At 43.0% G+C, this 23,518-nt stretch carries 23 protein-coding genes; 21 read left to right on the top strand and 2 right to left on the bottom strand.

Annotated features, from left to right (window positions below; genetic code table 11):
- Nucleotides 1-30: 30 nt before the first annotated feature.
- Together FXF70_RS14100 and FXF70_RS14095 are read left to right on the top strand one after the other, a co-directional pair.
- Nucleotides 31-849 carry a sirohydrochlorin chelatase gene (locus tag FXF70_RS14100; protein WP_262368845.1) on the top strand — a complete coding sequence of 273 codons (819 nt, stop codon included), beginning with the start codon at nucleotides 31-33 and terminating at the stop codon, nucleotides 847-849.
- Complete coding sequence (locus FXF70_RS14095; protein ID WP_148780450.1) at nucleotides 830-1,318, top strand: precorrin-2 dehydrogenase/sirohydrochlorin ferrochelatase family protein; 489 nt, start codon at nucleotides 830-832, stop codon at nucleotides 1,316-1,318. The genes FXF70_RS14100 and FXF70_RS14095 overlap by 20 nt, the downstream gene beginning before the upstream one ends.
- A gap of 46 nt (nucleotides 1,319-1,364) precedes the next feature.
- Here the strand turns inward: FXF70_RS14095 and FXF70_RS14090 are convergent, their stop codons facing one another.
- A complete protein-coding gene (locus FXF70_RS14090) occupies nucleotides 1,365-3,074 on the bottom strand; it encodes an Rqc2 family fibronectin-binding protein (protein WP_148780448.1) in 1,710 nt (569 codons plus the stop codon).
- Nucleotides 3,075-3,239: 165 nt separating this feature from the next.
- On the opposite strand from FXF70_RS14090, the gene FXF70_RS14085 reads away from it, so the two are divergent.
- The 17 genes from FXF70_RS14085 (at nucleotide 3,240) to spoVM (ending at nucleotide 20,811) form a co-directional block, all read left to right on the top strand.
- Nucleotides 3,240-5,915, top strand: a complete 2,676-nt coding sequence (locus tag FXF70_RS14085) for a calcium-translocating P-type ATPase, SERCA-type (protein ID WP_007499684.1) — start codon at nucleotides 3,240-3,242, stop codon at nucleotides 5,913-5,915.
- An 84-nt stretch (nucleotides 5,916-5,999) separates the two neighbouring features.
- The gene (locus tag FXF70_RS14080; RefSeq protein WP_008344900.1) at nucleotides 6,000-6,875 is read left to right on the top strand and encodes a YicC/YloC family endoribonuclease; all 876 of its coding nucleotides are present in this window, start codon (nucleotides 6,000-6,002) and stop codon (nucleotides 6,873-6,875) included.
- 76 nt (nucleotides 6,876-6,951) lie between these two features.
- The gene (gene remA / locus FXF70_RS14075; protein WP_008344898.1) at nucleotides 6,952-7,221 is read left to right on the top strand and encodes an extracellular matrix/biofilm regulator RemA; all 270 of its coding nucleotides are present in this window, start codon (nucleotides 6,952-6,954) and stop codon (nucleotides 7,219-7,221) included.
- 9 nt (nucleotides 7,222-7,230) lie between these two features.
- Nucleotides 7,231-7,845, top strand: a complete 615-nt coding sequence (gene gmk / locus FXF70_RS14070) for a guanylate kinase (protein WP_007499680.1) — start codon at nucleotides 7,231-7,233, stop codon at nucleotides 7,843-7,845.
- 3 nt (nucleotides 7,846-7,848) lie between these two features.
- Entirely contained in the window at nucleotides 7,849-8,052 is a 204-nt protein-coding gene (rpoZ, locus tag FXF70_RS14065; protein WP_008344896.1) for a DNA-directed RNA polymerase subunit omega, read from the top strand.
- A gap of 115 nt (nucleotides 8,053-8,167) precedes the next feature.
- Nucleotides 8,168-9,385 carry a bifunctional phosphopantothenoylcysteine decarboxylase/phosphopantothenate--cysteine ligase CoaBC gene (gene coaBC / locus FXF70_RS14060; RefSeq protein WP_148780446.1) on the top strand — a complete coding sequence of 406 codons (1,218 nt, stop codon included), beginning with the start codon at nucleotides 8,168-8,170 and terminating at the stop codon, nucleotides 9,383-9,385.
- The gene (gene priA / locus FXF70_RS14055) at nucleotides 9,382-11,790 is read left to right on the top strand and encodes a primosomal protein N' (RefSeq protein WP_148780444.1); all 2,409 of its coding nucleotides are present in this window, start codon (nucleotides 9,382-9,384) and stop codon (nucleotides 11,788-11,790) included. Before coaBC ends, priA begins: the two co-directional genes overlap by 4 nt.
- 15 nt (nucleotides 11,791-11,805) lie before the next feature.
- Nucleotides 11,806-12,288, top strand: coding sequence for a peptide deformylase (gene def, locus FXF70_RS14050; protein WP_048002838.1), 483 nt, complete (start codon nucleotides 11,806-11,808; stop codon nucleotides 12,286-12,288).
- A gap of 5 nt (nucleotides 12,289-12,293) precedes the next feature.
- Entirely contained in the window at nucleotides 12,294-13,247 is a 954-nt protein-coding gene (fmt, locus tag FXF70_RS14045) for a methionyl-tRNA formyltransferase (protein ID WP_008344890.1), read from the top strand.
- Complete coding sequence (gene rsmB, locus FXF70_RS14040) at nucleotides 13,234-14,577, top strand: 16S rRNA (cytosine(967)-C(5))-methyltransferase RsmB (RefSeq protein ID WP_057079566.1); 1,344 nt, start codon at nucleotides 13,234-13,236, stop codon at nucleotides 14,575-14,577. Before fmt ends, rsmB begins: the two co-directional genes overlap by 14 nt.
- Before the next feature lie 3 nt (nucleotides 14,578-14,580).
- Nucleotides 14,581-15,669: a dual-specificity RNA methyltransferase RlmN gene (rlmN, locus tag FXF70_RS14035; RefSeq protein WP_007499669.1), complete on the top strand. Its 1,089-nt coding sequence runs from the start codon at nucleotides 14,581-14,583 to the stop codon at nucleotides 15,667-15,669.
- 3 nt (nucleotides 15,670-15,672) lie between these two features.
- Entirely contained in the window at nucleotides 15,673-16,443 is a 771-nt protein-coding gene (locus tag FXF70_RS14030) for a Stp1/IreP family PP2C-type Ser/Thr phosphatase (protein WP_034647887.1), read from the top strand.
- Nucleotides 16,437-18,392, top strand: coding sequence for a Stk1 family PASTA domain-containing Ser/Thr kinase (pknB, locus tag FXF70_RS14025; RefSeq protein ID WP_148780442.1), 1,956 nt, complete (start codon nucleotides 16,437-16,439; stop codon nucleotides 18,390-18,392). The genes FXF70_RS14030 and pknB overlap by 7 nt, the downstream gene beginning before the upstream one ends.
- A gap of 12 nt (nucleotides 18,393-18,404) precedes the next feature.
- Nucleotides 18,405-19,301, top strand: coding sequence for a ribosome small subunit-dependent GTPase A (gene rsgA / locus FXF70_RS14020; RefSeq protein ID WP_052320400.1), 897 nt, complete (start codon nucleotides 18,405-18,407; stop codon nucleotides 19,299-19,301).
- Between the two features lie 3 nt (nucleotides 19,302-19,304).
- Nucleotides 19,305-19,955 (top strand): ribulose-phosphate 3-epimerase, encoded by a 651-nt coding sequence (gene rpe, locus FXF70_RS14015; protein ID WP_007499663.1) that lies wholly within the window; start codon nucleotides 19,305-19,307, stop codon nucleotides 19,953-19,955.
- Between the two features lie 59 nt (nucleotides 19,956-20,014).
- Nucleotides 20,015-20,659, top strand: a complete 645-nt coding sequence (locus FXF70_RS14010; RefSeq protein WP_148780440.1) for a thiamine diphosphokinase — start codon at nucleotides 20,015-20,017, stop codon at nucleotides 20,657-20,659.
- A gap of 71 nt (nucleotides 20,660-20,730) precedes the next feature.
- Nucleotides 20,731-20,811: a stage V sporulation protein SpoVM gene (spoVM, locus tag FXF70_RS14005; protein ID WP_008354550.1), complete on the top strand. Its 81-nt coding sequence runs from the start codon at nucleotides 20,731-20,733 to the stop codon at nucleotides 20,809-20,811.
- Between the two features lie 69 nt (nucleotides 20,812-20,880).
- Here spoVM and rpmB read toward each other — a convergent pair whose 3' ends face one another.
- Complete coding sequence (rpmB, locus tag FXF70_RS14000) at nucleotides 20,881-21,069, bottom strand: 50S ribosomal protein L28 (protein WP_003212514.1); 189 nt, start codon at nucleotides 21,067-21,069, stop codon at nucleotides 20,881-20,883.
- Between the two features lie 271 nt (nucleotides 21,070-21,340).
- On the opposite strand from rpmB, the gene FXF70_RS13995 reads away from it, so the two are divergent.
- Nucleotides 21,341-21,703 (top strand): Asp23/Gls24 family envelope stress response protein, encoded by a 363-nt coding sequence (locus FXF70_RS13995; protein ID WP_148780439.1) that lies wholly within the window; start codon nucleotides 21,341-21,343, stop codon nucleotides 21,701-21,703.
- Nucleotides 21,704-21,718: 15 nt separating this feature from the next.
- On the top strand, nucleotides 21,719-23,392 hold the full coding sequence (locus FXF70_RS13990; protein ID WP_008344868.1) for a DAK2 domain-containing protein: 1,674 nt from the start codon (nucleotides 21,719-21,721) through the stop codon (nucleotides 23,390-23,392).
- Nucleotides 23,393-23,518: the final 126 nt, after the last annotated feature.

The raw sequence follows: 23,518 nt of genomic DNA, 5'->3' as shown, positions 1-23,518 counted from the left end.
AAGACACGTGTAGACATCGTGTCTTTTCGTCTGAATAAAACTAAGGTCGCAAGGAGGAGTCAAATGAAACAAGCTGTCCTTTATGTTGGGCATGGAAGCAGGGTAAAAGAAGCACAGGATAAAGCCATTTCTTTTATGAAAAGCTGTATGCCGTTAGTGGAAGCAGATATCCAAGAAATTTGTTTTTTAGAGTTGACGGACCCTTCAATCGAAGAAGGGTTTGAGACTTGTGTACAAAAAGGAGCAACCCACATTGCGATCGTCCCGCTCCTCCTTTTAACTGCCATGCATGCCAAATCAGATATTCCAGATGAGATTGTGAAAGTACAAAAACGTTTCCCACAAGTGAAGGTGACATATGGAAGACCTATAGGCGTGAACCAAGAAGTCACGAAAGCGGTTATCGCAAGGATTGAAGAAGCAGGATACAAGGGAGAGCACGCAAAAATTCTCTTAATTGGCCGTGGAAGCTCTGATCCAGATGTAAAGCGGGATGTGTTTGGCATTGCAGATGATGTCCGTAGCATGTTGCCTTGTGCAGAGGTTTTTCCGTGTTTTATTACAGCGTGTGAACCGAATTATCGTGACGTCTTAGCACAGTTAACAGTAGATGACGATACGCCTGTCTATCTCGTGCCTTATCTTTTATTTACTGGCGTTTTAATGAAAGAGATTGAGAATGAAGCGAATCAGGCGAGAGAGCGGTTGCGAGATGTCCGTGTCTGCCGATATATTGGGTTTCATCCCCATGTAAAAGCAGCTTATATTGAACGTGTGCAGGAAACCATCTTAAACAAAGAGGATGCGTTTCGTTTTCAAGGAGAAAGCCATGCTTCCAGTTCATCTTGATCTAACCAATAAACATGTGCTGATTGCCGGCGGTGGAAGGATTGCGGCTAGAAGGACGAGTGCGCTATGCATGGAGCCATGCAGCATAACCATTGTAAGCCCTGACATTTGTGATGAAATGGCGAATCTCATTGAGACATATCAGCTGACTTGGAAGAAAAAGAAAGTTGATGCGGAAGATGTAAAGGATGCATTTTTGATTGTCGCTGCTACAGACGACCCTTCAGTAAACGAGTGGATGACGCAATCAGCGCTTCCTCATCAGCTCGTCAACTGTGTGAGCCAGTCAGAGCTAGGCAATGTAATTGTGCCAAAGGTTGTAAGGGCAGGAAAAGTGACAATCTCCGTATCTACGAGTGGTGCAAGCCCAGCCCGCACTAAACAGCTGGCAGAGGCCATTGAGACCTTGCTTGAACAAGAGGATGTAGATGCACTCGATGAGCTCTATATAGAAAGAAAAAAACGATAAAGAAAAAGCCGATAAAATCTCATCCAAAGATTTAATCGGCTCTTTTTTATTTTCTCAGCTTTAGGACAACATCCTCATCAGGCGTCACAAATAATGTTTGCTGCTGATCATACGTGACAAAGCCCGGTTTTGCTCCGTTTGGTTTTTTCACATGCCGGATTTTCGTATAATCGACAGGGACGGAGCTTGATTCTTTTGCCTTCGAGAAGTAGGCAGCAATTTGTGCCGCTTCAAGCAAGGTTTGTTCATCAGGCGCTTTGTGACGAATGACGACATGTGATCCAGGAATATCCTTTGTGTGTAGCCAAATGTCATCACGAGCTGCCGCCTTTGTGGTCAAATATTCGTTTTGCTTGTTGTTTTTTCCAACGAGAATCGGAACACCTCGAGAGGATTCATATGCTTCAAGCTGAATGGCCGATGGTTTTTTCTTTTTGGCGTTGCGTTTTTGTTTGGGACGCAAATATTTTCCTTCCACCAGTTCTTCTCTTATTTCCTCTAAATCTTTTGGTGAGGCAGAGGACAGCTGCTGGATCAGCTCGTCAAAATATACAATTTCTTCATGTGTTCGCTCAATTTGTTCATTTACGGCCTCTACTGCATTTTTTGCCTTTTGGTATTTTGTAAAATACGCTTGTGCATTTTCAGAAGGGGTTTTGTTTGTTTTGAGCGGGATCGTGATCTCTCCGCCTTCTTCATCATAATAATTGATGACAGTCGCTTCTTTATCCCCTTTTTTAATCGCATATATATTGGCAGTAAGCAATTCACCATAAAGCTGATACTTATGCGCATTTTGAGATTCTTCAAGCGTTCTTGTTAGTTTTTTCAGCTTGTTTTCATTTTTCTTTTTTTCATTCGCAACAAAACGTTCAAGATCAGCCGCCTGCTGTTTGACTCTGTCTCTTTCAGCTTTTCCGAAATAAAAGCGGTCAAGTAGCTCACTAAGAGAATCAAACGTCTTCATGTCACCATCGACGTGCTGAAGTTCTAATAAATAAAAATACTCTTTCCCGTCTTTTCTCGTGAGCTGAGGGGTAAAAGAATGCGCCTGAATGAGCTGGAACATCTCGAGCAATGTACTTGGAATCGTTTCCTGATTGGCAAGACCGGCCCTGTGGACAGCTTCCTTAGCAAACAGCGGAGAAACCCCGGAGAATGTATCGACAATTTGATTGGCAATTTTCCCTTCTTGAAAACGTAAATGCTTTAAAATATCTTCCTTCGTCACGTCAAAAGGATTCAGCTTTTGCTGTGCCGGCGGCAGAAGATATTGATGTCCTGGCAGCACCGTTCGATAGCTGTTCACAGATGGAGAAAGGTGTTTCAGTCCGTCAATGATCTGTTCCGTTTCGTCCTCCACGAGAATTAAGTTGCTGTGCCTGCCCATAATTTCAATATACAGCTTACGGGTTTGTTCATCGCCAATTTCATTTCGGCTTCGCACGTGCAGCACGATCACCCGATCTAACCCAATTTGTTCAAAACGTTCAATGAACCCACCCTCAAGATGTTTTCTGAGGAGCATACAAAACATTGGCGGTTCGCTCGGATTATCATCATGGTGCTCAGTGAGCTGTACCCTTGCATAGCTCGGGTGAGCGGATAAAAGCAGCTTATGATTCTTCCCCTTTGACCGGATATGAAAAATCAGCTCATGCTTGTATGGCTGATGTATTTTCGAAATTCTTCCGCCAGTTAATGTTTCTTGCAATTCATTTGTCATACCGTATGTAAAAATGCCGTCAAATGACATGTTGGATACACCCTCTTCTTTCACACAAATCTACTGAAAGAACCTTACGTTTTCTCGTTCTTTAGGCAGTCTTATTATTATAGCATGATTTAGGACGAGTCTGAATAAACTGGCTTATAGAACACTGCATAAGAGAGAGAACAAAAGAGGAGTGGACGAGGTCAAATGAATTGGCATGAACTGAACCAAACCGATTTATTAAAAACAATGAATACATCGATAGGTGACGGACTGTCAGAAAAAGATGTGCAAAAGCGGCTTGAAAAGCATGGGCCAAATGAATTGCAGGAAGGGAAAAAGGCGTCGGCATTCGTTATTTTTTTAGCGCAATTTAAAGACTTTATGGTGTTAATCCTGCTTGCGGCAACGATTATTTCTGCCTTTTTAGGTGAATACATTGATGCTGTGGCGATTGTGGCGATTGTGCTGATAAATGGTGTGCTTGGCTTTTATCAGGAACGCCGTGCGGAAAAGTCCCTCCAAGCACTAAAGGAATTATCAACGCCGCATGTCTATGCAAGGAGAAACAATGAATGGGTCAAGATCCCGTCGAAGCACCTCGTGCCGGGAGATATTGTGAAGTTTTCAAGTGGGGACAGAATTGGGGCGGATATCAGATTACTAGAAACAAAGAGTTTGGAAATCGAAGAATCTGCCCTCACTGGAGAGTCCATCCCAGCGGTCAAACATGCGAGTCCGCTCTCACGAGATCATGTCTCGCTTGGAGATTTGACGAACATGGCCTTTATGGGGACGCTTGTCACAAGAGGAAGCGGTGTAGGGGTTGTCATTGGTACAGGGATGAATACGGCGATGGGACAAATTGCCGGTATGCTGGATTCAGCAGGTAATATGGAAACACCGCTGCAAAGACGCCTTGAGCAGCTGGGGAAAATTTTAATTGTTGCTGCATTATTTTTAACTGTGCTTGTAGTTGTTCTTGGTGTGGTGCAAGGTCATGATTTGTATCATATGTTCTTAGCGGGTGTATCTCTCGCTGTTGCTGCGATTCCAGAAGGACTGCCGGCGATCGTCACTGTCGCACTTTCCCTAGGTGTGCAGCGGATGATTAAACAAAAATCCATTGTCAGAAAGCTGCCGGCTGTGGAAACACTCGGCTGCGCCTCGATTATTTGCTCAGATAAAACAGGCACAATGACACAAAATAAAATGACAGTGACACATGTATGGGCAGAGGGGAAAACGTGGAATATTTCTGGCACTGGGTACGAGCCGTCAGGTGATTTTACCTTAAACGGAGAACTTGTCCATGTAGACAAACATCCAAGCCTGCAAAAGGTGCTATTATACGGAGCGCTTTGTAATACATCGACCATCGTTGAAAAAGACGGTGAGATGAGACTTGATGGCGATCCGACAGAAGGAGCACTTCTAACCGCTGCGCGTAAAGCGGGTTTTACAGAGCAATTCATCGAAGCGGGATTTCGTGTGGTGGAGGAATTCCCTTTTGACTCTGAAAGAAAAATGATGTCAGTCGTCGTGGAAACGAATCAGAAGGAGCGGTATGTCATTGCCAAAGGGGCGCCAGATGTGCTGATGAACCGTTCAAGTCATATGATGCACGGCGGACGCACCGCATCATTTTCAAAGGCCCACCGGCAAGAAACAGAAGCTGCGATTCAAGGTTTAGCAAGACAAGCGCTCAGAACCATTGCGATTGCATATAAAAAAGTAAGCCTGACAGAAAAAATCACATCTGTTCAGCAGGCAGAAACTGGCCTCACATTTATCGGTCTAGAGGGCATGATTGATCCACCTCGTCCTGAAGTGAGACGAGCGATTAAAGAATGCCGGGATGCTGGCATTAAAACAGTGATGATTACAGGCGATCACGTAGAAACGGCTAAAGCGATCGCTAAAGATTTAAGTCTCTTACCGAAGCAAGGAAAGGTGCTTGATGGAAAAGCTCTGGATCAGCTAAGCGACAAAGAGCTGGAGCAAACAGCAGAAGATGTGTACGTCTTTGCCCGTGTATCACCTGAGCATAAACTGAGAATTGTGAAGGCCTATCAAAAAAATGGCCATATTGTCGCGATGACAGGTGATGGGGTGAATGATGCGCCAGCGATTAAACAGGCGGATATCGGCATATCCATGGGGATTACCGGAACAGACGTTGCCAAAGAAGCTTCTTCTCTTATTTTGCTTGATGACAACTTTGCGACCATTAAATCCGCTATTAAAGAGGGCCGGAATATTTATGAAAACATTCGCAAATTTGTCCGCTATTTGCTGGCATCGAATGTGGGAGAGATTTTGGTCATGCTGTTTGCGATGCTTCTTGCGCTTCCATTGCCTCTCGTTCCAATTCAAATTTTGTGGGTAAACCTTGTCACAGACGGCTTGCCGGCTATGGCACTTGGAATGGATAAACCAGAAGGCGATGTCATGAAGAGAAAGCCGCGGAACATGAAAGAGGGGATTTTTGCAAGAGGGCTTGGCTGGAAGGTCATATCAAGAGGGTTTCTGATCGGGATTGCCACTTTGTTAGCCTTTATGTTTGTGTATCACCGTGATCCGAACAATCTTCAATATGCGCAGACGGTTGCATTCAGCACACTCGTTTTGGCGCAGCTCATTCATGTGTTTGACTGCCGCAGTGAACGGTCTATTTTTGAACGCAATCCATTCGGGAATATGTACTTGATCGGCGCCGTTGTGTCTTCCCTGCTGCTGATGCTTGTGGTCATTTATTATCCGCCGCTTCAGCCGATTTTCAAAACGGTGGCGGTCGCACCAGTTGATTGGCTTCTGATCATCGGTATGTCTGCATTGCCAACTTTTTTACTGGCAGGATCACTTTTGACAAGAAAAAAATAATTGGTTATGGTATAATTTTGAGGTAATAGTGTCTGCTATTACCTTTTTCATTTTATTAATTATGAAAGAATTGGGTGTTTTCACATGATACGCAGTATGACGGGATTCGGCCAAGCGAGTAAAACGGATGGTGAACTGACAGTGTCAGTTGAGCTAAAATCGGTCAATCACCGTTTTAAAGAGGTTCATGCCCGTTTGCCGAGGCCGCTTTTATATTTCGAAGATACATTAAAAAAAATCATTCTTCGTCACGTGCAGCGCGGTCGAATTGAGCTGTTTGTTACGATTGAAGGCGGTAAACTTGCAAGCCGGTCTTTACAGATTGACTGGCCGCTGCTTGATGAATATATGAAAGCCGCAAAAGACCTTGAGGACCGCTATCATATTTCAGGTATTCAGCATGTACATGACTTACTGAAGCTGGAACAGGCTGTTCAGGTGGAAGAGTCAGTCAGCCGAAATGAGCAGCTGGAGCATTTGCTGATAGACACTTGTGAAGAAGCTGTCAAGGAGCTTTGCTTCATGAGAGAGCAGGAGGGAACATCACTTCAAAAAGACTGTGAACTCAGGCTGTCTGAACTCGAGGCATTTACAGAAGAAATCAAAGTGTTTGCACCAGAGGTTGTGAGTCAGTACAAAGAACGATTGAATCAAAGATTGCAAGAATGGATCGGAGAGGCGCTTGAAGAGAGCAGACTGACCACAGAGGCGGCCATTTTTGCTGATCGCTGTGACATTACAGAAGAGATTACCAGGCTGAAAAGTCATTTTCAGCAGTTCCAGCAAATTTTGACGCAAGGTGGCGCTGCCGGACGAAAGCTTGACTTTCTTGTACAGGAGCTCAACCGTGAAGTAAACACGATTGGATCAAAAGCAAACCATCACCATTTAACAAAGCTGGTGGTTGAAATGAAAAGCGCTATTGAAAAAATAAAAGAACAAGTGCAAAATATAGAATAGTCATTGTGTATGCTGTTTACAGTGCGTCTCTTTCGGCGAGACTAGAGACGTTTATATTACAGGGGGACGAAAGAAGATGACCATAAAGTTGATCAATATCGGATTTGGAAACATCATTTCAGCGAATCGGATGATTTCAATCGTCAGTCCGGAATCAGCACCGATTAAACGAATGATACAAGACGCAAGAGATCGAGGCATGCTCATTGATGCGACATACGGAAGAAGAACCCGTGCTGTTGTCATTATGGACAGTGACCATGTCATCTTATCTGCCGTTCAGCCTGAGACTGTCGCGCAAAGACTTTCTGTAAAAGAAGAAATCATAGATGAAGGGCAGGGGTAATACGCCATTATGAAAGAAAGAGGACTTTTAATCGTTCTCTCTGGACCTTCGGGAGTTGGAAAAGGAACGGTCAGACAAGCCATTTTCTCCCAGGAAGATACGAAATTTGAATACTCTATTTCTGTGACAACCCGCAAACCGCGTGAAGGTGAGAGAAATGGTGTTGATTATTTCTTTAAAACCAGGGAAGAATTTGAACATATGATTGAAAACAAAAAGCTGTTAGAATGGGCAGAGTATGTCGGGAATTACTACGGCACGCCTGTTGACTATGTAGAACAAACATTGAGCGAAGGAAAAGATGTTTTCCTTGAAATCGAAGTGCAAGGTGCACTTCAAGTAAGAGAAGCATTCCCGGAAGGTCTCTTTATTTTCCTTGCACCGCCAAGTCTTTCAGAACTTCAAAACCGCATTATTACACGCGGGACAGAATCTGAGGATCTCATCCGTAACCGAATGGCTGCTGCAAAAGAAGAAATTGAAATGATGGATGCTTATGACTATGTCGTTGAAAACGACGATGTCGAGCTTGCATGTGAAAGAATTAAAGCGATCGTCCTTGCAGAGCACCTGCGAAGAGACAGAGTCGCACCAAGATATAAAAAAATGCTGGGGGTAGAATAAACCATGTTAGATCCTTCAATTGACTCATTGATGAACAAACTTGACTCAAAATATACACTTGTCACAGTGTCTGCACGCCGTGCACGTGAAATGCAAATCCATCAAGATCAACAAATCGAAAACACAAAATCCTATAAATTTGTAGGGAAAGCTCTTGAAGAAATCGATGCTGGTCTTTTGACATTTGAAAAAGAAGAGCAAGAATAACATCGCTTCTGCTATGCAGATACGATACGTTCAAAAAAGTCAAAACTATGATTGGTTTTGACTTTTTTGAATTGTAGACGAATTTGTGAAAAAGGCCGTTAAGGGGGACAAACAAATGTTACAGTCAAAGAATATTTTACTCGGCGTCAGCGGAGGAATCGCCGTATATAAAGCAGCTGCACTCACTAGTAAACTCGTACAGGCAGGCGCAAACGTAAGAGTGATTATGACAGAATCTGCCCGTGAGTTTGTGTCTCCACTCACCTTTCAAGCCCTATCTCGGCATGAGGTGTATGTGGATACATTTAAAGAAAACAATCCAAAAGTCATTGCGCATATCGATGTAGCTGACTGGGCCGATCTCATTCTTGTTGCCCCTGCAACAGCACATACCATTGGTAAAATGGCCGCAGGACTTGCTGATGATATGCTCACAACGACCTTGCTTGCTTCAACAGCTTCTGTATGGGTTGCACCGGCTATGAATGTGCACATGTATGACCATCCAGCTGTCAAGCGGAACATCCGCACTTTATATGAAGACGGCTACCGGTTTATAGAGCCAAGTGAAGGCTATTTAGCATGCGGCTACATTGGAAAAGGACGCTTAGAGGAGCCTGAAAAAATTGTTGAACACATTCGTGCGTTTTTTGATGAGCCAACCAGCTTGCCGCTTTCAGGTAAAAAAGTCGTGGTCACAGCTGGCCCTACACGAGAAGTGATCGACCCTGTTCGTTTTCTTTCAAATCGTTCTTCTGGGAAAATGGGCTATGCCATTGCAGAAGCTGCCGAGCAAATGGGGGCTGATGTCACGCTCATTTCAGGACCTGTTTCGTTGACTGCGCCTGAGCATGTGGATGTGGTGCAAGTGGAATCGGCTGAGGAGATGTATCAAGCAGCGTTAGAGGTATACGAGACAGCGGATATAGTGATTAAATCAGCAGCTGTTGCCGATTATACGCCTGTCACGACGTATTCTCATAAAATGAAAAAACAAGACGGTGCACTAGCGGTTGAATTTAAGCGGACGAAAGATATTTTAAAAGAGCTTGGGAAAAGAAAAGAACATCAGGTGCTAGTCGGCTTTGCGGCTGAGACGCAGGATGTAGAATATTATGCGAAAAAGAAAATCGAATCCAAGCATTTAGATATGATTGTCGCGAACAATGTTGCAGCAGAGGGCGCAGGCTTTGGCACAGATACGAATGTCGCAGCATTGATCAAAGCAGACGGAACAAAAAAAGAGCTGCCAATGATGAGTAAAAAAGACCTTGCCTTTGAAATCTTACAGGAGGCAAAACAGCTGCTGCCAAAAGAGCGTGATCGAGCATGATTGCTGAAGTGATCGTCGATGTCACAACGAAAGCCATTGACAGGCCATTTGACTATCGTGTGCCAGACCGCTTTAAAGGCCTTGTCAAGGCTGGTATGAGGGTAGTAGTTCCTTTTGGACCAAGGAAGATTCAAGGGTTTGTGACAAAAATCAAAGAAGAAACAGACGTACAGTCAGGAAACATCAAGGACATTGTCGATTTATTTGATTTATCTCCTGTTCTGACAGATGAGCTATTGGAGCTTTCCCACTGGCTGACGGAAAAAACATTGTCCTATCATATTACGGCGCTTCAATCGATGCTCCCAGCAGCGATGAAAGCCAAATATGAAAAAGAAATTCAGGTGTTATCAGCTGAGGAACTTCCGCAGTCATTGAAAGAGCTTTTCGGTCAGCAAGAGAGCATCCTTTACGCTGACATTCCGCCTGAACAGCTGAAGCCTATTCAAAAGCATGTCCAAAAAGGTCATCTAGAAGTCAGATATCACGTCTCGCAAAAATCCGGAAAGAAAAAGGTGCGGACACTTCAGACAGCTGTTTCAAAAGAAAAACTTGAAGAAAAGCAGGAACAGTTAAAGAAAAATGCGGTGAAACAGAAGGCGTTACTTGCTTTTTTACTTCAAGCGAATGAAACGACGTTTTTAGCAAAAGATTTGCAGCAGCAAACAGGTGCTAGTTCTCAAACGATAAAAGCCTTGATTCAAGAAGGTCTGTTAACAGAAAGCTATGAAGAGATTTATCGAGATCCTTATCGGGATAGGGAGTTTACACCATCTACTCCTCTTGATCTCACAACAGAGCAAGCAGAAGCGGCAAAACCCATTCATCAAGCAGTGAGCGATGACAAACATGAAACGTTTTTACTGCACGGAGTCACAGGAAGCGGTAAAACCGAAATTTATTTACAGACGATTGATCATGTCCTCCAAAAGGGAAAAGAAGCGATCGTCCTAGTTCCTGAAATTTCATTAACGCCTCAAATGGTCCAGCGTTTTAAAGAGCGCTTCGGGTCCAATGTGGCTGTCCTTCATAGCGGCTTATCAACGGGGGAAAAATACGATGAATGGCGGAAAATCCACCGCAAGGAAGTCAAGCTTGTCGTTGGCGCAAGATCGGCTGTTTTTGCCCCGTTTGAGAATCTAGGAATGATCATTATAGATGAAGAACACGAATCGTCATATAAACAAGAAGAAATGCCTCGGTATCATGCGAAAGATGTGGCCATTGAACGAGCAGGGCGGCACCAATGTCCTGTTGTATTAGGCAGTGCAACGCCTTCACTTGAGTCATATGCGCGTGCGAAAAAGGGTGTGTATACACTGCTGACGCTCAAACGGCGCGTCAATCAGCAGCAGCTGCCGCACGTTTCGTTAATTGATATGAGAGAAGAATTAAGAAACGGCAACCGCTCCATGTTCTCAGAAGAATTAATGCTCAGGTTAAAAGAAGTACTTGAAAGGAAAGAACAGGCTGTTTTATTTCTAAATAAAAGAGGCTATTCATCCTTTGTGATGTGCCGTGATTGCGGATATGTGGAACAATGTCCACATTGTGAGATTTCTCTCACTTATCACCGCTTTCAAAAACGGCTGAAGTGCCATTACTGCGGTCACGAAGCTCCTGTACCTGCAGAATGTCCAGAATGCCATAGTGAGCATATTCGCTATTTTGGTACAGGCACGCAGCGTGTGGAAGAAGAGCTGACGAAGGTATTGCCAGAAGCAAGGGTCATCCGAATGGATGTAGATACAACCTCTCGGAAAGGCGCGCACGAAAAGCTTCTCACGTCCTTTGGTCATAAAGAAGCGGACATTCTGCTTGGGACGCAAATGATTGCAAAAGGATTAGACTTCCCAGATGTTACACTTGTCGGTGTCCTTAGTGCGGATACGTCTCTTCACATCCCTGATTTTCGTTCAAGTGAAAAAACGTTTCAGCTTCTTACACAAGTAAGCGGACGGGCGGGACGTCATGAAAAAGCGGGGTCAGTCATTATTCAATCATATACACCTTCGCATTATAGTATTGAATTAACCAAACAGCATGATTATGAAGCCTTTTATGAGCAGGAGATGTTGCACCGTCGTCATCAGTCCTATCCGCCATTTTATTTTTTGGCGATGGTGACTGTATCACATGAAGAAGTGACAAAGGCAGCGCATGTCACAGACAAAATTGTTCAGTTCCTGAAAATGAATTGTGCACCGAATACAAGGATTCTCGGTCCTGCTGCTTCTCCGATCGCTAAGATCAAAGATAGATATCGATATCAATGCGTGATAAAATACAAAAGGGAAAATGAACTGGCAAGTTTATTACGGAAAATACAAGATCATTATCAAAAAGAAATGGAACAAAAACAGTTGATGATATCAATCGATATGAATCCATATATGATGATGTAAAACGGAGGTCTTTTCGTGGCAATCAAACCGATCGTCTTACATCCTGCAGACGTGCTTGAACAACAAACAGAGCTTGTTGATACATTCGATAAAAAACTGAAAAAACTGCTGGATGATATGTATGATACAATGCTTGAACTAGATGGAGTCGGCCTAGCCGCACCACAAATCGGCATCTCAAAAAGAATCGCCGTGGTCGATATCGGAGAAGATTCTGGGAGGATTGACTTAGTAAATCCTGAGATTCTTCATGTGGAAGGGAGCCAGACAGACATTGAAGGCTGCCTGAGCTTTCCATCTTTATACGGAACGGTTGAAAGACCAAATTATGTGAAGGTGAAAGCCTTTGATAAGAAAGGCAAACCATTTACAATAGAAGCAGAAGGATTTTTAGCAAGAGCTTTATTGCATGAAATTGATCACTTAGACGGCGTATTATTCACGTCGAAGATCATTCAAACCTATACAGAAAAAGAACTTGCGGAAATGGAAGGGTGAAGAAAATGGCACGTATCGTATTTATGGGAACCCCTGATTTCTCAGTACCTGTGCTGCAAACACTTATAACAGAAGGATACGAAGTGGTAGGGGTCGTCACACAGCCAGATCGCCCGAAAGGCAGAAAACGAGTGCTGACACCGCCTCCTGTAAAAGTAGAAGCCTTAAAACACGGCATTCCAGTTTTACAGCCTGAAAAGGTACGTCTTGATGAAGAAATTGATAAAGTGCTTGCGTTAAAGCCAGATTTAATCGTAACAGCAGCATTCGGACAAATCTTGCCAAAAAGATTACTTGATGAACCTGAATTTGGCTGTATCAACGTTCATGCCTCACTGCTGCCAGAACTAAGAGGCGGTGCACCGATCCATTATGCGATCCTGCAAGGCAAAAAGAAAACAGGCGTGACGATCATGTATATGGTAGAAAAGCTTGATGCAGGTGACATGATTAGCAAAGTAGAAGTAGAAATTGATGAATTAGACAACGTCGGAACACTGCACGATAAATTAAGTGTGGCTGGTGCGGCCTTATTAAAAGACACCGTTCCAAATGTGTTAAGCAGGTCTATCTCGCCAATTCCGCAAAATGAAGAGGCAGCAACGTATGCACCAAATATTAAGCGGGAGCAGGAAAGGTTAGATTGGACCAAGCCAGGAGAAGAGCTTTACAACCAAGTTCGCGGCTTAAATCCATGGCCAGTTGCCTATACTGAATGGAGCGGTGCTAACTTAAAAGTATGGGAAGCGAAAAAAGTTCCGCTTCAAGCACCAGAAGAACCTGGGAAAGTGATTGAGCTTCAAAAAGAAGGACCAGTCGTTGGAACAGGAAATCAGCAAGGCCTTTTATTAACGAGTGTACAGCCCGCTGGAAAGAAAAAAATGAGCGGTGAAGACTTCTTAAGAGGCGCAAATATCGAAATTGGACAGAAATTAGGGCTAATCAATGAAGAAAAGTAATGTGAGAGAAGTAGCGCTAGACGCTTTAATCAAACTCGAACAAAATCAAGCCTACAGTAACTTGCTTTTGCAGTCAGTGATGAAAGAGAAAGAACTCTCCGATCAAGACAAACCGCTATTAACAGAACTTGTATACGGTACACTGCAAAACAAGCTGGCACTTGATTATATGCTCACACCCTTTGTGAAAAAACCGCAAAAAGTGGCTCCATGGGTGATGCAGCTTTTGCGGATGTCTCTTTATCAGATGGTTTATCTTGAAAAAATTCCAGATCGTGCAGCCATCCATGAAGCAGTGGAACTAACGAAAAAGCGCGGACATAAAGGTATTTCTTCACTAGTCAACGGCGTTCTTCGTTCTGTGCAAAGAGAAGGCGTGCCATCATTTGATGCGATCAAAGATCCGGTAAAAAGGCTTTCGATAGAGACAAGCCATCCATTGTGGCTCGTACAAGAATGGGTGGAGGCGTACGGTTTTGAAGCAGCAGAAAGCATGTGCCGTATTCATTTAGTCCCGCCAAAGCAGACATTGCGTGTCAATCAAATGAAAAAAAACCGCACTGCACTGCAGCAAGAACTCATGGATGCAGGAATTGAGACAGAGCTCGGCGACTTATCTGAGGATGCACTCAAACTCATGAAAGGATCTATCGTATCTACTCCTTTCTTTCAAGAGGGCTTTGTCACGATTCAAGATGAAAGCTCCATGCTTGTCGCAAGAGCGCTGGATCCTCAGCCGGGAGAAATGGTGCTTGATGCCTGTGCCGCTCCTGGTGGTAAATCAACACATATCGCAGAGCGAATGAACGATGAGGGGAACATTGTGTCTCTTGATTTACATGAGCACAAAGTAAAACTGATTAAACAGGCGGCAAAGCGTCTGAACTTAACGCATATTGAGGCAAAAGCGCTTGATGCAAGAAAAGCATCCGACCATTATGATGATGCTTCGTTTGACCGTATTCTCATTGATGCACCATGTTCAGGTTTTGGCGTCATCAGACGAAAACCAGATATGAAATATACAAAGTCCTCGGAAGACTCAGCAAGACTTGCGACAATTCAGCAATCGATCTTGCATGAAACAGCCCAGCTGCTAAAGCCAGGCGGAACCCTTGTATACAGTACATGTACAATGGATCCAACAGAAAATCAACAAGTGATTCATGCGTTTTTACAAGAACACCAAGACTTCGAACCCGATCTATCTCTTAATGAACGGCTGCCTGAGCAGGTTGCTCCGTTTGTTCAAAACGGAAGTGTACAAATTCTTCCTCATTATTTCGGAACAGATGGTTTCTTTATTTGCAGCATGAGAAAGAAGGGATAAAAAATGACAGAACAAAAACAAAAAGTAAGAAAAGAACTGAAAACAGACATGCCGTCGATCTACTCGTTTGAGCTAAATGAAATCAAAGACTGGTTAAAGGAACAAGGCGAAAAGCCTTTCCGTGCAACACAAATTTTTGAGTGGCTTTATGAAAAACGCGTCACATCCTTTGATGAAATGTCTAACCTTTCAAAGGAATTAAGAGAAAAATTAAAAGATCAATTCGCCATCACGACTTTAAAAACAGTGATCAAACAAACTTCTCAAGATGGAACGATCAAGTTCTTATTTGAATTACACGATGGCTATACCATTGAAACCGTGCTGATGCGCCACGAATATGGCAACTCTGTCTGCGTCACAACACAGGTTGGCTGCCGGATTGGTTGTACATTCTGTGCATCTACACTTGGCGGTTTGAAACGTAACCTTGAGGCGGGAGAAATTGTGGCCCAAGTATTGAAAGTACAACAGGCGCTTGATGAAACAGATGAACGCGTCAGCTCAGTTGTCATCATGGGTATTGGCGAACCGTTTGATAACTTTGATGAAATGCTTGCATTCCTTAAAATCATTAACCATGACAACGGTTTAAATATTGGTGCACGTCATATTACCGTTTCGACGAGCGGGATCATTCCAAAGATTTATCAATTTGCGGATGAGCAAATGCAAATCAACTTTGCTGTCTCCCTGCACGCACCAAATACTGACATTCGAAGCCGCCTCATGCCAATCAATAAGGCATACAAGCTGCCAAAATTAATGGAAGCTATTGAATATTACATTCAAAAAACAGGCAGACGCGTGAGCTTTGAATACGGTCTGTTTGGCGGAGTCAATGATCAAGTCCATCATGCAGAAGAACTTGCTGATTTATTAAAAGGAATCAAATGCCATGTAAACCTCATCCCGGTGAACTATGTACCAGAAAGAGATTACGTGAGAACACCAAGAGAACAAATCTTCCTATTTGAAAAAACGCTGAAAGAACGAGGCGTAAACGTAACGATTAGACGAGAGCAAGGCCATGATATTGATGCTGCTTGCGGTCAGCTAAGAGCGAAGGAGCGTCAGGAAGAGACGAGGTGACGAATGTTGATAAGGGCAGCCTTTCAAACCGATACAGGAAAAGTCCGTCAGCATAATGAAGATGATGCAGGTATTTTTGAAGCAAAAGAAGACACACTTCTAGCTGTTGTAGCAGATGGAATGGGAGGTCATCTTGCTGGTGATGTAGCCAGCAAGATGGCAGTTTCTTCTTTAAAAGAATACTGGCAGGAAACATCTTCAATTCCAAATAAACCAGCCGATCAAGAAAATTGGTTAATCTCAAAAATTAGCGATATTAATGACCAAGTATACGAACATGCGAAAAACAATGAGGAGTGCCAAGGAATGGGGACGACCATCGTTTGTGCGCTCGTTCATTTGCAAACGGTCACAATTGCCCATATTGGTGACAGCCGCTGCTATTTGCTAAGAGAAGGAGCACTGACCCAATTAACAGATGATCACTCACTAGTGAATGAGTTAGTGAAAACAGGAGAGATTTCAAAAGCGGATGCAGAATATCATCCAAGAAAAAATGTGCTGACCAAAGCGTTAGGAACGGATAAACACGTTCAAATTGATGCACGAACTTTTGAAGTGGACCCAGGAGATCAAATTTTGCTTTGCTCAGACGGATTATCGAATAAAGTAGAAGAAGAGCATTTGATTCAGATTTTATCGCAAACAACCGCACCAGATGAAAAAGTAACAGAGTTAGTTCAAACAGCGAATGACAACGGCGGTGAAGATAACATTACAGCAGTACTGTTAGAAATCTCCTCCCAAACAGAGGAGGGTGACAGCAAGTGTTGATCGGAAAAAGGATCAGCGGCCGTTATCAAATTCTTCGCGCAATAGGCGGAGGCGGAATGGCCAACGTTTATTTGGCGGAGGATATGATTTTAGATCGCGAAGTGGCGATTAAAATTTTACGGTTTGACTTTGCAAGTGATGATGATTTTATTAGACGGTTCCGGAGAGAAGCGCAATCAGCAGCCAGCTTAGATCATCCGAATATTGTCAGTATCTACGATGTAGGAGAAGAAGATGACATTTATTATATTGTCATGGAATATGTCGAAGGGATGACGCTCAAAGAATACATACACGCCAATGGACCGCTTCATCCAAAAGAAGCCGTTCGCATTATGGAGCAAGTCGTTGCGGCGATGGAAGAAGCCCATGCGAAACAGCTCGTCCATCGAGACATTAAGCCTCACAATATATTAATAGACAACTTGGGGAATATCAAAGTCACTGATTTTGGCATTGCCATGGCACTTAGCTCAGCGACCATTACCCATACGAATTCTGTTCTTGGTTCCGTGCATTATTTGTCCCCAGAGCAAGCGCGCGGCGGTCTTGCAACGAAAAAGTCAGATATTTATTCACTTGGTATTGTTCTTTATGAGCTGATTTCAGGACGCATGCCATTTGAAGGAGAATCCGCTGTCAGTGTCGCACTGAAGCATTTGCAATCAGAGCCGCCATCTGTGAGAAGGTGGAATCCTTCTGTACCACAAAGCGTGGAGAACATCATTTTAAAGGCGATGGCCAAAGATCCATTCTATCGATACGAAGATGCATCTGAAATGCAAAAAGACTTAAAAACGGCTTTTGACCCTGCAAGACTAAAAGAAAAGCGCTTTGTCATTGAAGAAGATCATGAAGCAACAAAAGCCATTCCCATTATAAAAGATCATCAAGTCGATCAAGACAATGAAAAAACAGCCGTCCACCCGGTTCAAAAACCAAAGAAAAAAGAGAAACAAAAGCCGAAGAAAAAACGGAAAAAATGGCCGTGGATTGTAGCATCGATCTTATTTGTTTTGACGGCTGCGACCATTTTAGCGATCACGGTCTTCCCAGGATTACTCTTTCCAAAGGATGTAGAGGTGACCGATGTTTCTGGCATGACGGTTGAAAAAGCGGAAGACACCTTGAAGAAAGCCGGATTTACCATCGCTTCTGACCCCATTGATATTGCCGACGAGAAGATTGAAAAAGGGCTGGTTGTCAAAACAGACCCGAAAATCGGAACAAAGGTAAAAGAAGGGACAGAAATTCAGCTTTATCAAAGTACAGGTAAAGAAAAAACCGAATTACCTGATGTAACAGGTGAAAAGGTCGAGAAAGCAAAAGAACGATTAGAGAAAAAAGGGTTTAAACAGGTTGTTGTAGAGGAAGTGAATGATAATGACACAGAATCAGGCATTGTCATGGAACAGAAACCTTCTGCGAATACAGAACTTGTCGCAGCAGATGAAGAAGTCACATTGACCGTCAGTATAGGCCCTGCCGATATTACCTTACGGGATTTAACGACCTATAGTAAACAGGCCGCATCAAATTATCTAGAGGATAATGGACTAAAGCTAGATGAAAAAGAAGCATATTCTGACGATGTGCCAAAAGGTGAGGTCATGAAGCAGGAACCGGGAGCGGGGACAGCTGTTAAACCTGGTGATACGGTCAAAATTACGTTCTCTCTTGGCCCAAAAGAGAAACCGGCTAAAACGGTGACTGAAAAAATTGCGATCCCGTATGAACCAGAAACAGAAGGACAAGAAATGAATGTTCAAATATCCATTGATGATGCAGAACATAGCATTTCTGATTTATATGAAACCTTTAAAATCACTGCTCCCACTGAGCGCACGATTAAATTTAAGATAGAACCTGGTCAAAAAGGATACTATCAGGTGACTGTGGATGATAAAGTAGTAAGCTCCAAAACGATTGAATACCCTGATGATGAATAAAGGAGGGACTTTATGCCTGAGGGCAAAATTATTAAAGCATTAAGCGGATTTTATTATGTGCTGGATGAGTCTCTAGAAAGTGGCAAAGTAATTCAGTGTAGAGCAAGAGGGATTTTTCGTAAAAACAAAATAACCCCTCTTGTTGGAGATTATGTCGTCTATCAAGCAGATAACGATAAGGAAGGCTATTTGCTGGAAGTAAAAGAGCGGACCAATGAGCTGGTTCGGCCGCCTATTAGCAACGTTGATCAAGCGGTGCTCGTTTTCTCAGCAGCAGAGCCGACCTTTAGTACATCGCTGTTAGACAGATTCCTAGTGCTTGTTGAAGAGAGCCAGATTGAACCGATTATCTGCATCACAAAAATGGACTTGCTGAAAACAGAGCAAGAGCGAGAAACGATTCAAGCCTATGCAGAAGACTATCGCCAAATTGGATACGACGTTCATTTAACATCGACGATCGAAGGGGATGGAATTGAAAAGCTGACCCCGTATTTCCATCACAAGATTACTGTTTTTGCAGGTCAATCGGGTGTAGGGAAGTCTTCCCTCTTAAATGCGATGAGTCCTGATTTAGCACTGAAAACAAATGATATTTCCTCCCATCTTGGCAGGGGGAAACATACAACAAGACATGTGGAACTCATTCGAACGGCTGAAGGGCTCATTGCCGATACACCAGGATTTAGCTCACTTGAATTTACAGGTATCGAAGCGGAAGATTTAGGGCTCTATTTCTTAGAAATCAGAGAGAAGAGTGCAGAATGTAAATTCAGAGGCTGTTTGCACGTAAAAGAGCCTGGATGTGCGGTAAAAGAGGCAGTAGAACACGATCGCATCAGAGAGTATCGCTATCAGCATTATTTAGAGTTTTTAACTGAAATTAAAGACAGAAAGCCGAGGTACTAAATCATGGTTTATATTGCCCCATCCATTTTATCAGCCGATTTCGCAAATCTTGCGAAAGATATCCGTGATGTGGAACAAGGTGGAGCGGATTATATTCATATTGATGTGATGGACGGTCATTTTGTACCGAATATGACATTTGGACCAAATGTAGTGGAGGCGATCAGGCCGCATACAAAGCTGCCGCTCGATGTTCACTTAATGATTGAGCAGCCAGACCAGTATATCCCTGCATTTGCAAAAGCGGGCGCCGATATTATTTCTGTTCATGTCGAGGCGTGTCCACACTTACATCGCACGATTCAGCATATAAAAGAACAAGGTGTCAAAGCAGGGGTCGTTTTGAACCCGCACACACCCGTTTCTCAAATCGCGCATGTATTAGAGGATGTTGACCTAGTCTTATTCATGACGGTGAACCCTGGTTTTGGCGGACAGGCGTTTATTCCTTCTGTTCTCTCAAAGGTAAAAGAAGTAAAGACACTTAGTGAACAAAAGGGCTTAACCGATTTACTCATTGAAATAGATGGCGGTGTCAATGTAGAGACAGCAAAGAGCTGCAAAGAAGCAGGCGCTAATCTACTTGTTGCCGGCTCAGCGGTATATGGGAAAGACGACCGCGCGGCGGCCATTCAGGCCATTCGAGAAGCATAAGAAAAAGAACCAAAGTCATTGTGATCTTTGGTTCTTTTTCAATGGAGAGGAGCGTAATCATGCACATACATATCGTAGCCGGCGGTCCTTTTGCGTACATCCCGCCGCTTGATCATGAAGCATCTGAGGAGGACATTCTCTGGATCGGCGTAGACCGGGGAACCCTTTTCTTACTAGAGCATGGCATTGTACCTGACAGAGCATTTGGTGATTTTGATAGTGTGACAGAAGAGGAGCTTCATGAACTGAAAAAGAAATTGCCTGCACTCAATCTATTTCAGGCAGAGAAAGATGAAACGGATTTAGAACTTGCGCTGAACTGGTCTTTGCGTCAGAATCCAGCACATATTCAAATTTACGGCATCACAGGCGGGAGAGCAGATCATTTTCTTGGGAATATCCATCTTCTTTATAAAGGCATTCAGCATAAACAGGGCATGACCCTTGTAGACAAACAAAATATCATTCAAATGTTTGGACCTGGTACATACGACATCAAACAAGACCCGGATAAAAAATATGTGTCGTTTTTGCCCTTCGGTACATCGGTTGAAAAGCTGACATTAAAAGGTTTCAAATATCCTCTGAAAAATTGTCATATTGAGCCTGGTTCCACACTATGTATTAGTAACGAACTCATCCACTCAAATGGTACTTTTTCTTTTCATGAAGGCATATTAATAATGGTAAGAAGCAAAGATTGACCAACCTATCAATGTGGATGGCTGATTAAGCTCAATTGTGCTGCAAGCGGTACTTTTAGGAGGGGGACAAAATGAAATTTTATACAATCAAACTGCCTAGATTTCTTGGCGGCATTGTCCGTGCGATGCTTGGTTCATTTAAGAAAGATTAATGAGTAATCTCCTTTATTTCCACATAAAAACGCCTGCTACATTTAACTGTAGCAGGCGTTTACTCTTGCTTATACACGCTCAACTTTACCAGATTTCAAAGCTCGAGCTGATACATATACTCTTTTAGGCTTACCGTCCACTAGAATACGAACTTTTTGAAGGTTCGCGCCCCATGTACGTTTTGTAGAGTTCATTGCGTGAGAACGGTTGTTCCCAGCTTTTGTTTTTCTGCCTGTAATAACGCATTTACGTGCCATTTGTTTCCCTCCTAACTGCGAAAACATCATCATATTCTTCATATACGTACTTAGAGATGCCTCAAGATACTTTAATAATTTACCACAGCTTCAAGGGGTTTGCAAGGATTGTTTGCTCCTCTTTCAAGAAAAATACCTTGACATCTTGATAAAAATTCAAGGCTATAGTATAAGTAGGATTGGGTCGGATTGAATGATTTCTTTTAAAAAGAAGGGTCTTATAGTAAAATAGTGATAACTCAGGGCAATTTCTCAAAAAGGGGGAACCAATGTGTCCATTGAACTTAGAACGAAATACGGACAAATTGATATATCAAATGAAGTCATTGCAATGGTGGCAGGAGGCGCTGCGCTCGATTGCTATGGTATTGTTGGCATGGCGTCCAAAAATCAAATAAAGGACGGCTTGACGGATATTCTCCGCAAAGAGAACTTCAGCCGGGGTGTTCTTGTGCGTCAAAAAGAAGATCGCATTCATATTGATATGTACATCATCGTCAGCTACGGTACAAAAATATCAGAAGTCGCACATAATGTTCAAACGAAAGTCAAATATACGATTCATCACACGATTGGACTTTCAGTTGACTCAGTCAACATTTATGTACAAGGAGTAAAAGTTACGAACCCGTAGTAAGGAGGAAATATATTGTCTATTAGAAATCTGGGTGGCCGCTCATTTGCAAAAATGATTCTTGCAGGTGCTCACCATCTTTCTCAAAACGCACAAATTGTTGATGCGTTAAATGTTTTTCCAGTGCCAGACGGAGACACGGGGACAAATATGAATTTGTCAATGACTTCAGGGGCAAAAGCAGTTGAAGAAACAAATACCGATCACATTGGTAAGGTCGGGGTGGCTCTGTCGAAAGGGCTGTTAATGGGGGCAAGAGGAAACTCAGGTGTGATCCTGTCTCAGCTCTTCAGAGGTTTCAGCAAAAATATAGAACAAAAAGAAACAATTGACGCAAAAGAATTTGCGCTTGCCTTGCAGGCCGGCGTTGATACAGCATATAAAGCCGTCATGAAACCGATTGAAGGAACCATCTTAACGGTTGCAAAAGACGCTGCAAAGAAAGCGGTTGCTGTTTCAGCAACAGAAGACCAAATCGATCGTGTGCTTGAATTAACGATTGAGGAAGCAAGAGCATCACTTGACCGCACGCCAGATCTCCTTCCTGTTTTAAAAGAAGTCGGCGTTGTAGATAGCGGCGGTAAAGGGCTTCTTTGTGTATATGAAGGTTTCCTTGCTTCATTAAGAGGAGAAGAGCTTCCTCCTAAAACGGCCTCTTTGCCAACATTAAAAGAATTAGTGAGTGCAGAGCATCATAAAAGTGCACAAAGCCATATGAACACAGAAGATATTGAATTTGGCTATTGTACAGAATTTATGGTGAAATTCGAAGAAGACAAACAGTCCTTTGACGAAAATGCCTTCAGAGAAGAATTAAGCGAATTCGGAGATTCACTTCTTGTGGTATCTGATGATACGCTTGCAAAAGTTCATATTCATGCAGAGCAGCCAGGAGATGTCTTATCATATGCACAGCGCTATGGCAGCTTAATTAATATGAAAATTGAAAACATGAGAGAGCAGCATAGCTCGATCGTCAATGAAGAAAAAGATCACTCGCCTGCTACACCAAAAGCAACAGCTGCTGAAAAACAGCGTTTTGGAGTAGTGAGTGTCGCAATGGGAGAAGGGATTGCTGACTTGTTTAAAAGTATCGGAGCATCCGTCGTCATTGAAGGCGGACAGACGATGAATCCGAGCACAGAAGACATTGTCAAAGCAATTGATAGCATTCATGCCGAAACCGTCTTTATCTTACCTAATAATTCTAATATTGTCATGGCAGCTAAACAGGCGGCAACTGTCTCAAGTCGTGAGGTCGTTGTTATTCCGACAAAGACCGTTCCTCAAGGAATGTCGGCACTTCTTTCTCTCAATGAAGCAGCTTCAAATGAAGACAATGAAGCAGCGATGTTAGAAGCGATTGATCATGTGAAAAGCGGCCAAATTACCTTTGCAGTGAGAGATACCCAAATTGATGGGATCGACATTGCCAAAGGCGACTATATGGGCCTATACAATGGAAAAATCACCTTAACAGCTAAAAATCAATTAGATGCAGCAAAAGAGCTTTTGACCCAAATGGTGACAGAAGATGATGAGATTGTCACAATCATCAAAGGGGAAGATGCATCATCTGATGAGATGGAAGCTTTAGAAGCATATATTGAAGACACATTTGAAGATGTAGAAGTTGAAGTCCACGATGGAAAACAGCCGCTTTATTCATATATTTTGGCTGTTGAATAAAGAAAGAAGGGCACATGAAGCCCTTCTTCTTCTTTTGCATTTTTTTACTATGTGTTCATCGGTGAAATGAGTTGCGGGAATCGAATGAATCCATTAGTCTAAAGGGAGTAACAAACCAATCTGTGA

This window comes from Bacillus sp. Y3, assembly GCF_008123875.1.
GTDB classification, from domain to species: domain Bacteria; phylum Bacillota; class Bacilli; order Bacillales; family Bacillaceae; genus Bacillus; species Bacillus altitudinis.
This window is presented reverse-complemented; position numbering and strand designations above follow the sequence as displayed.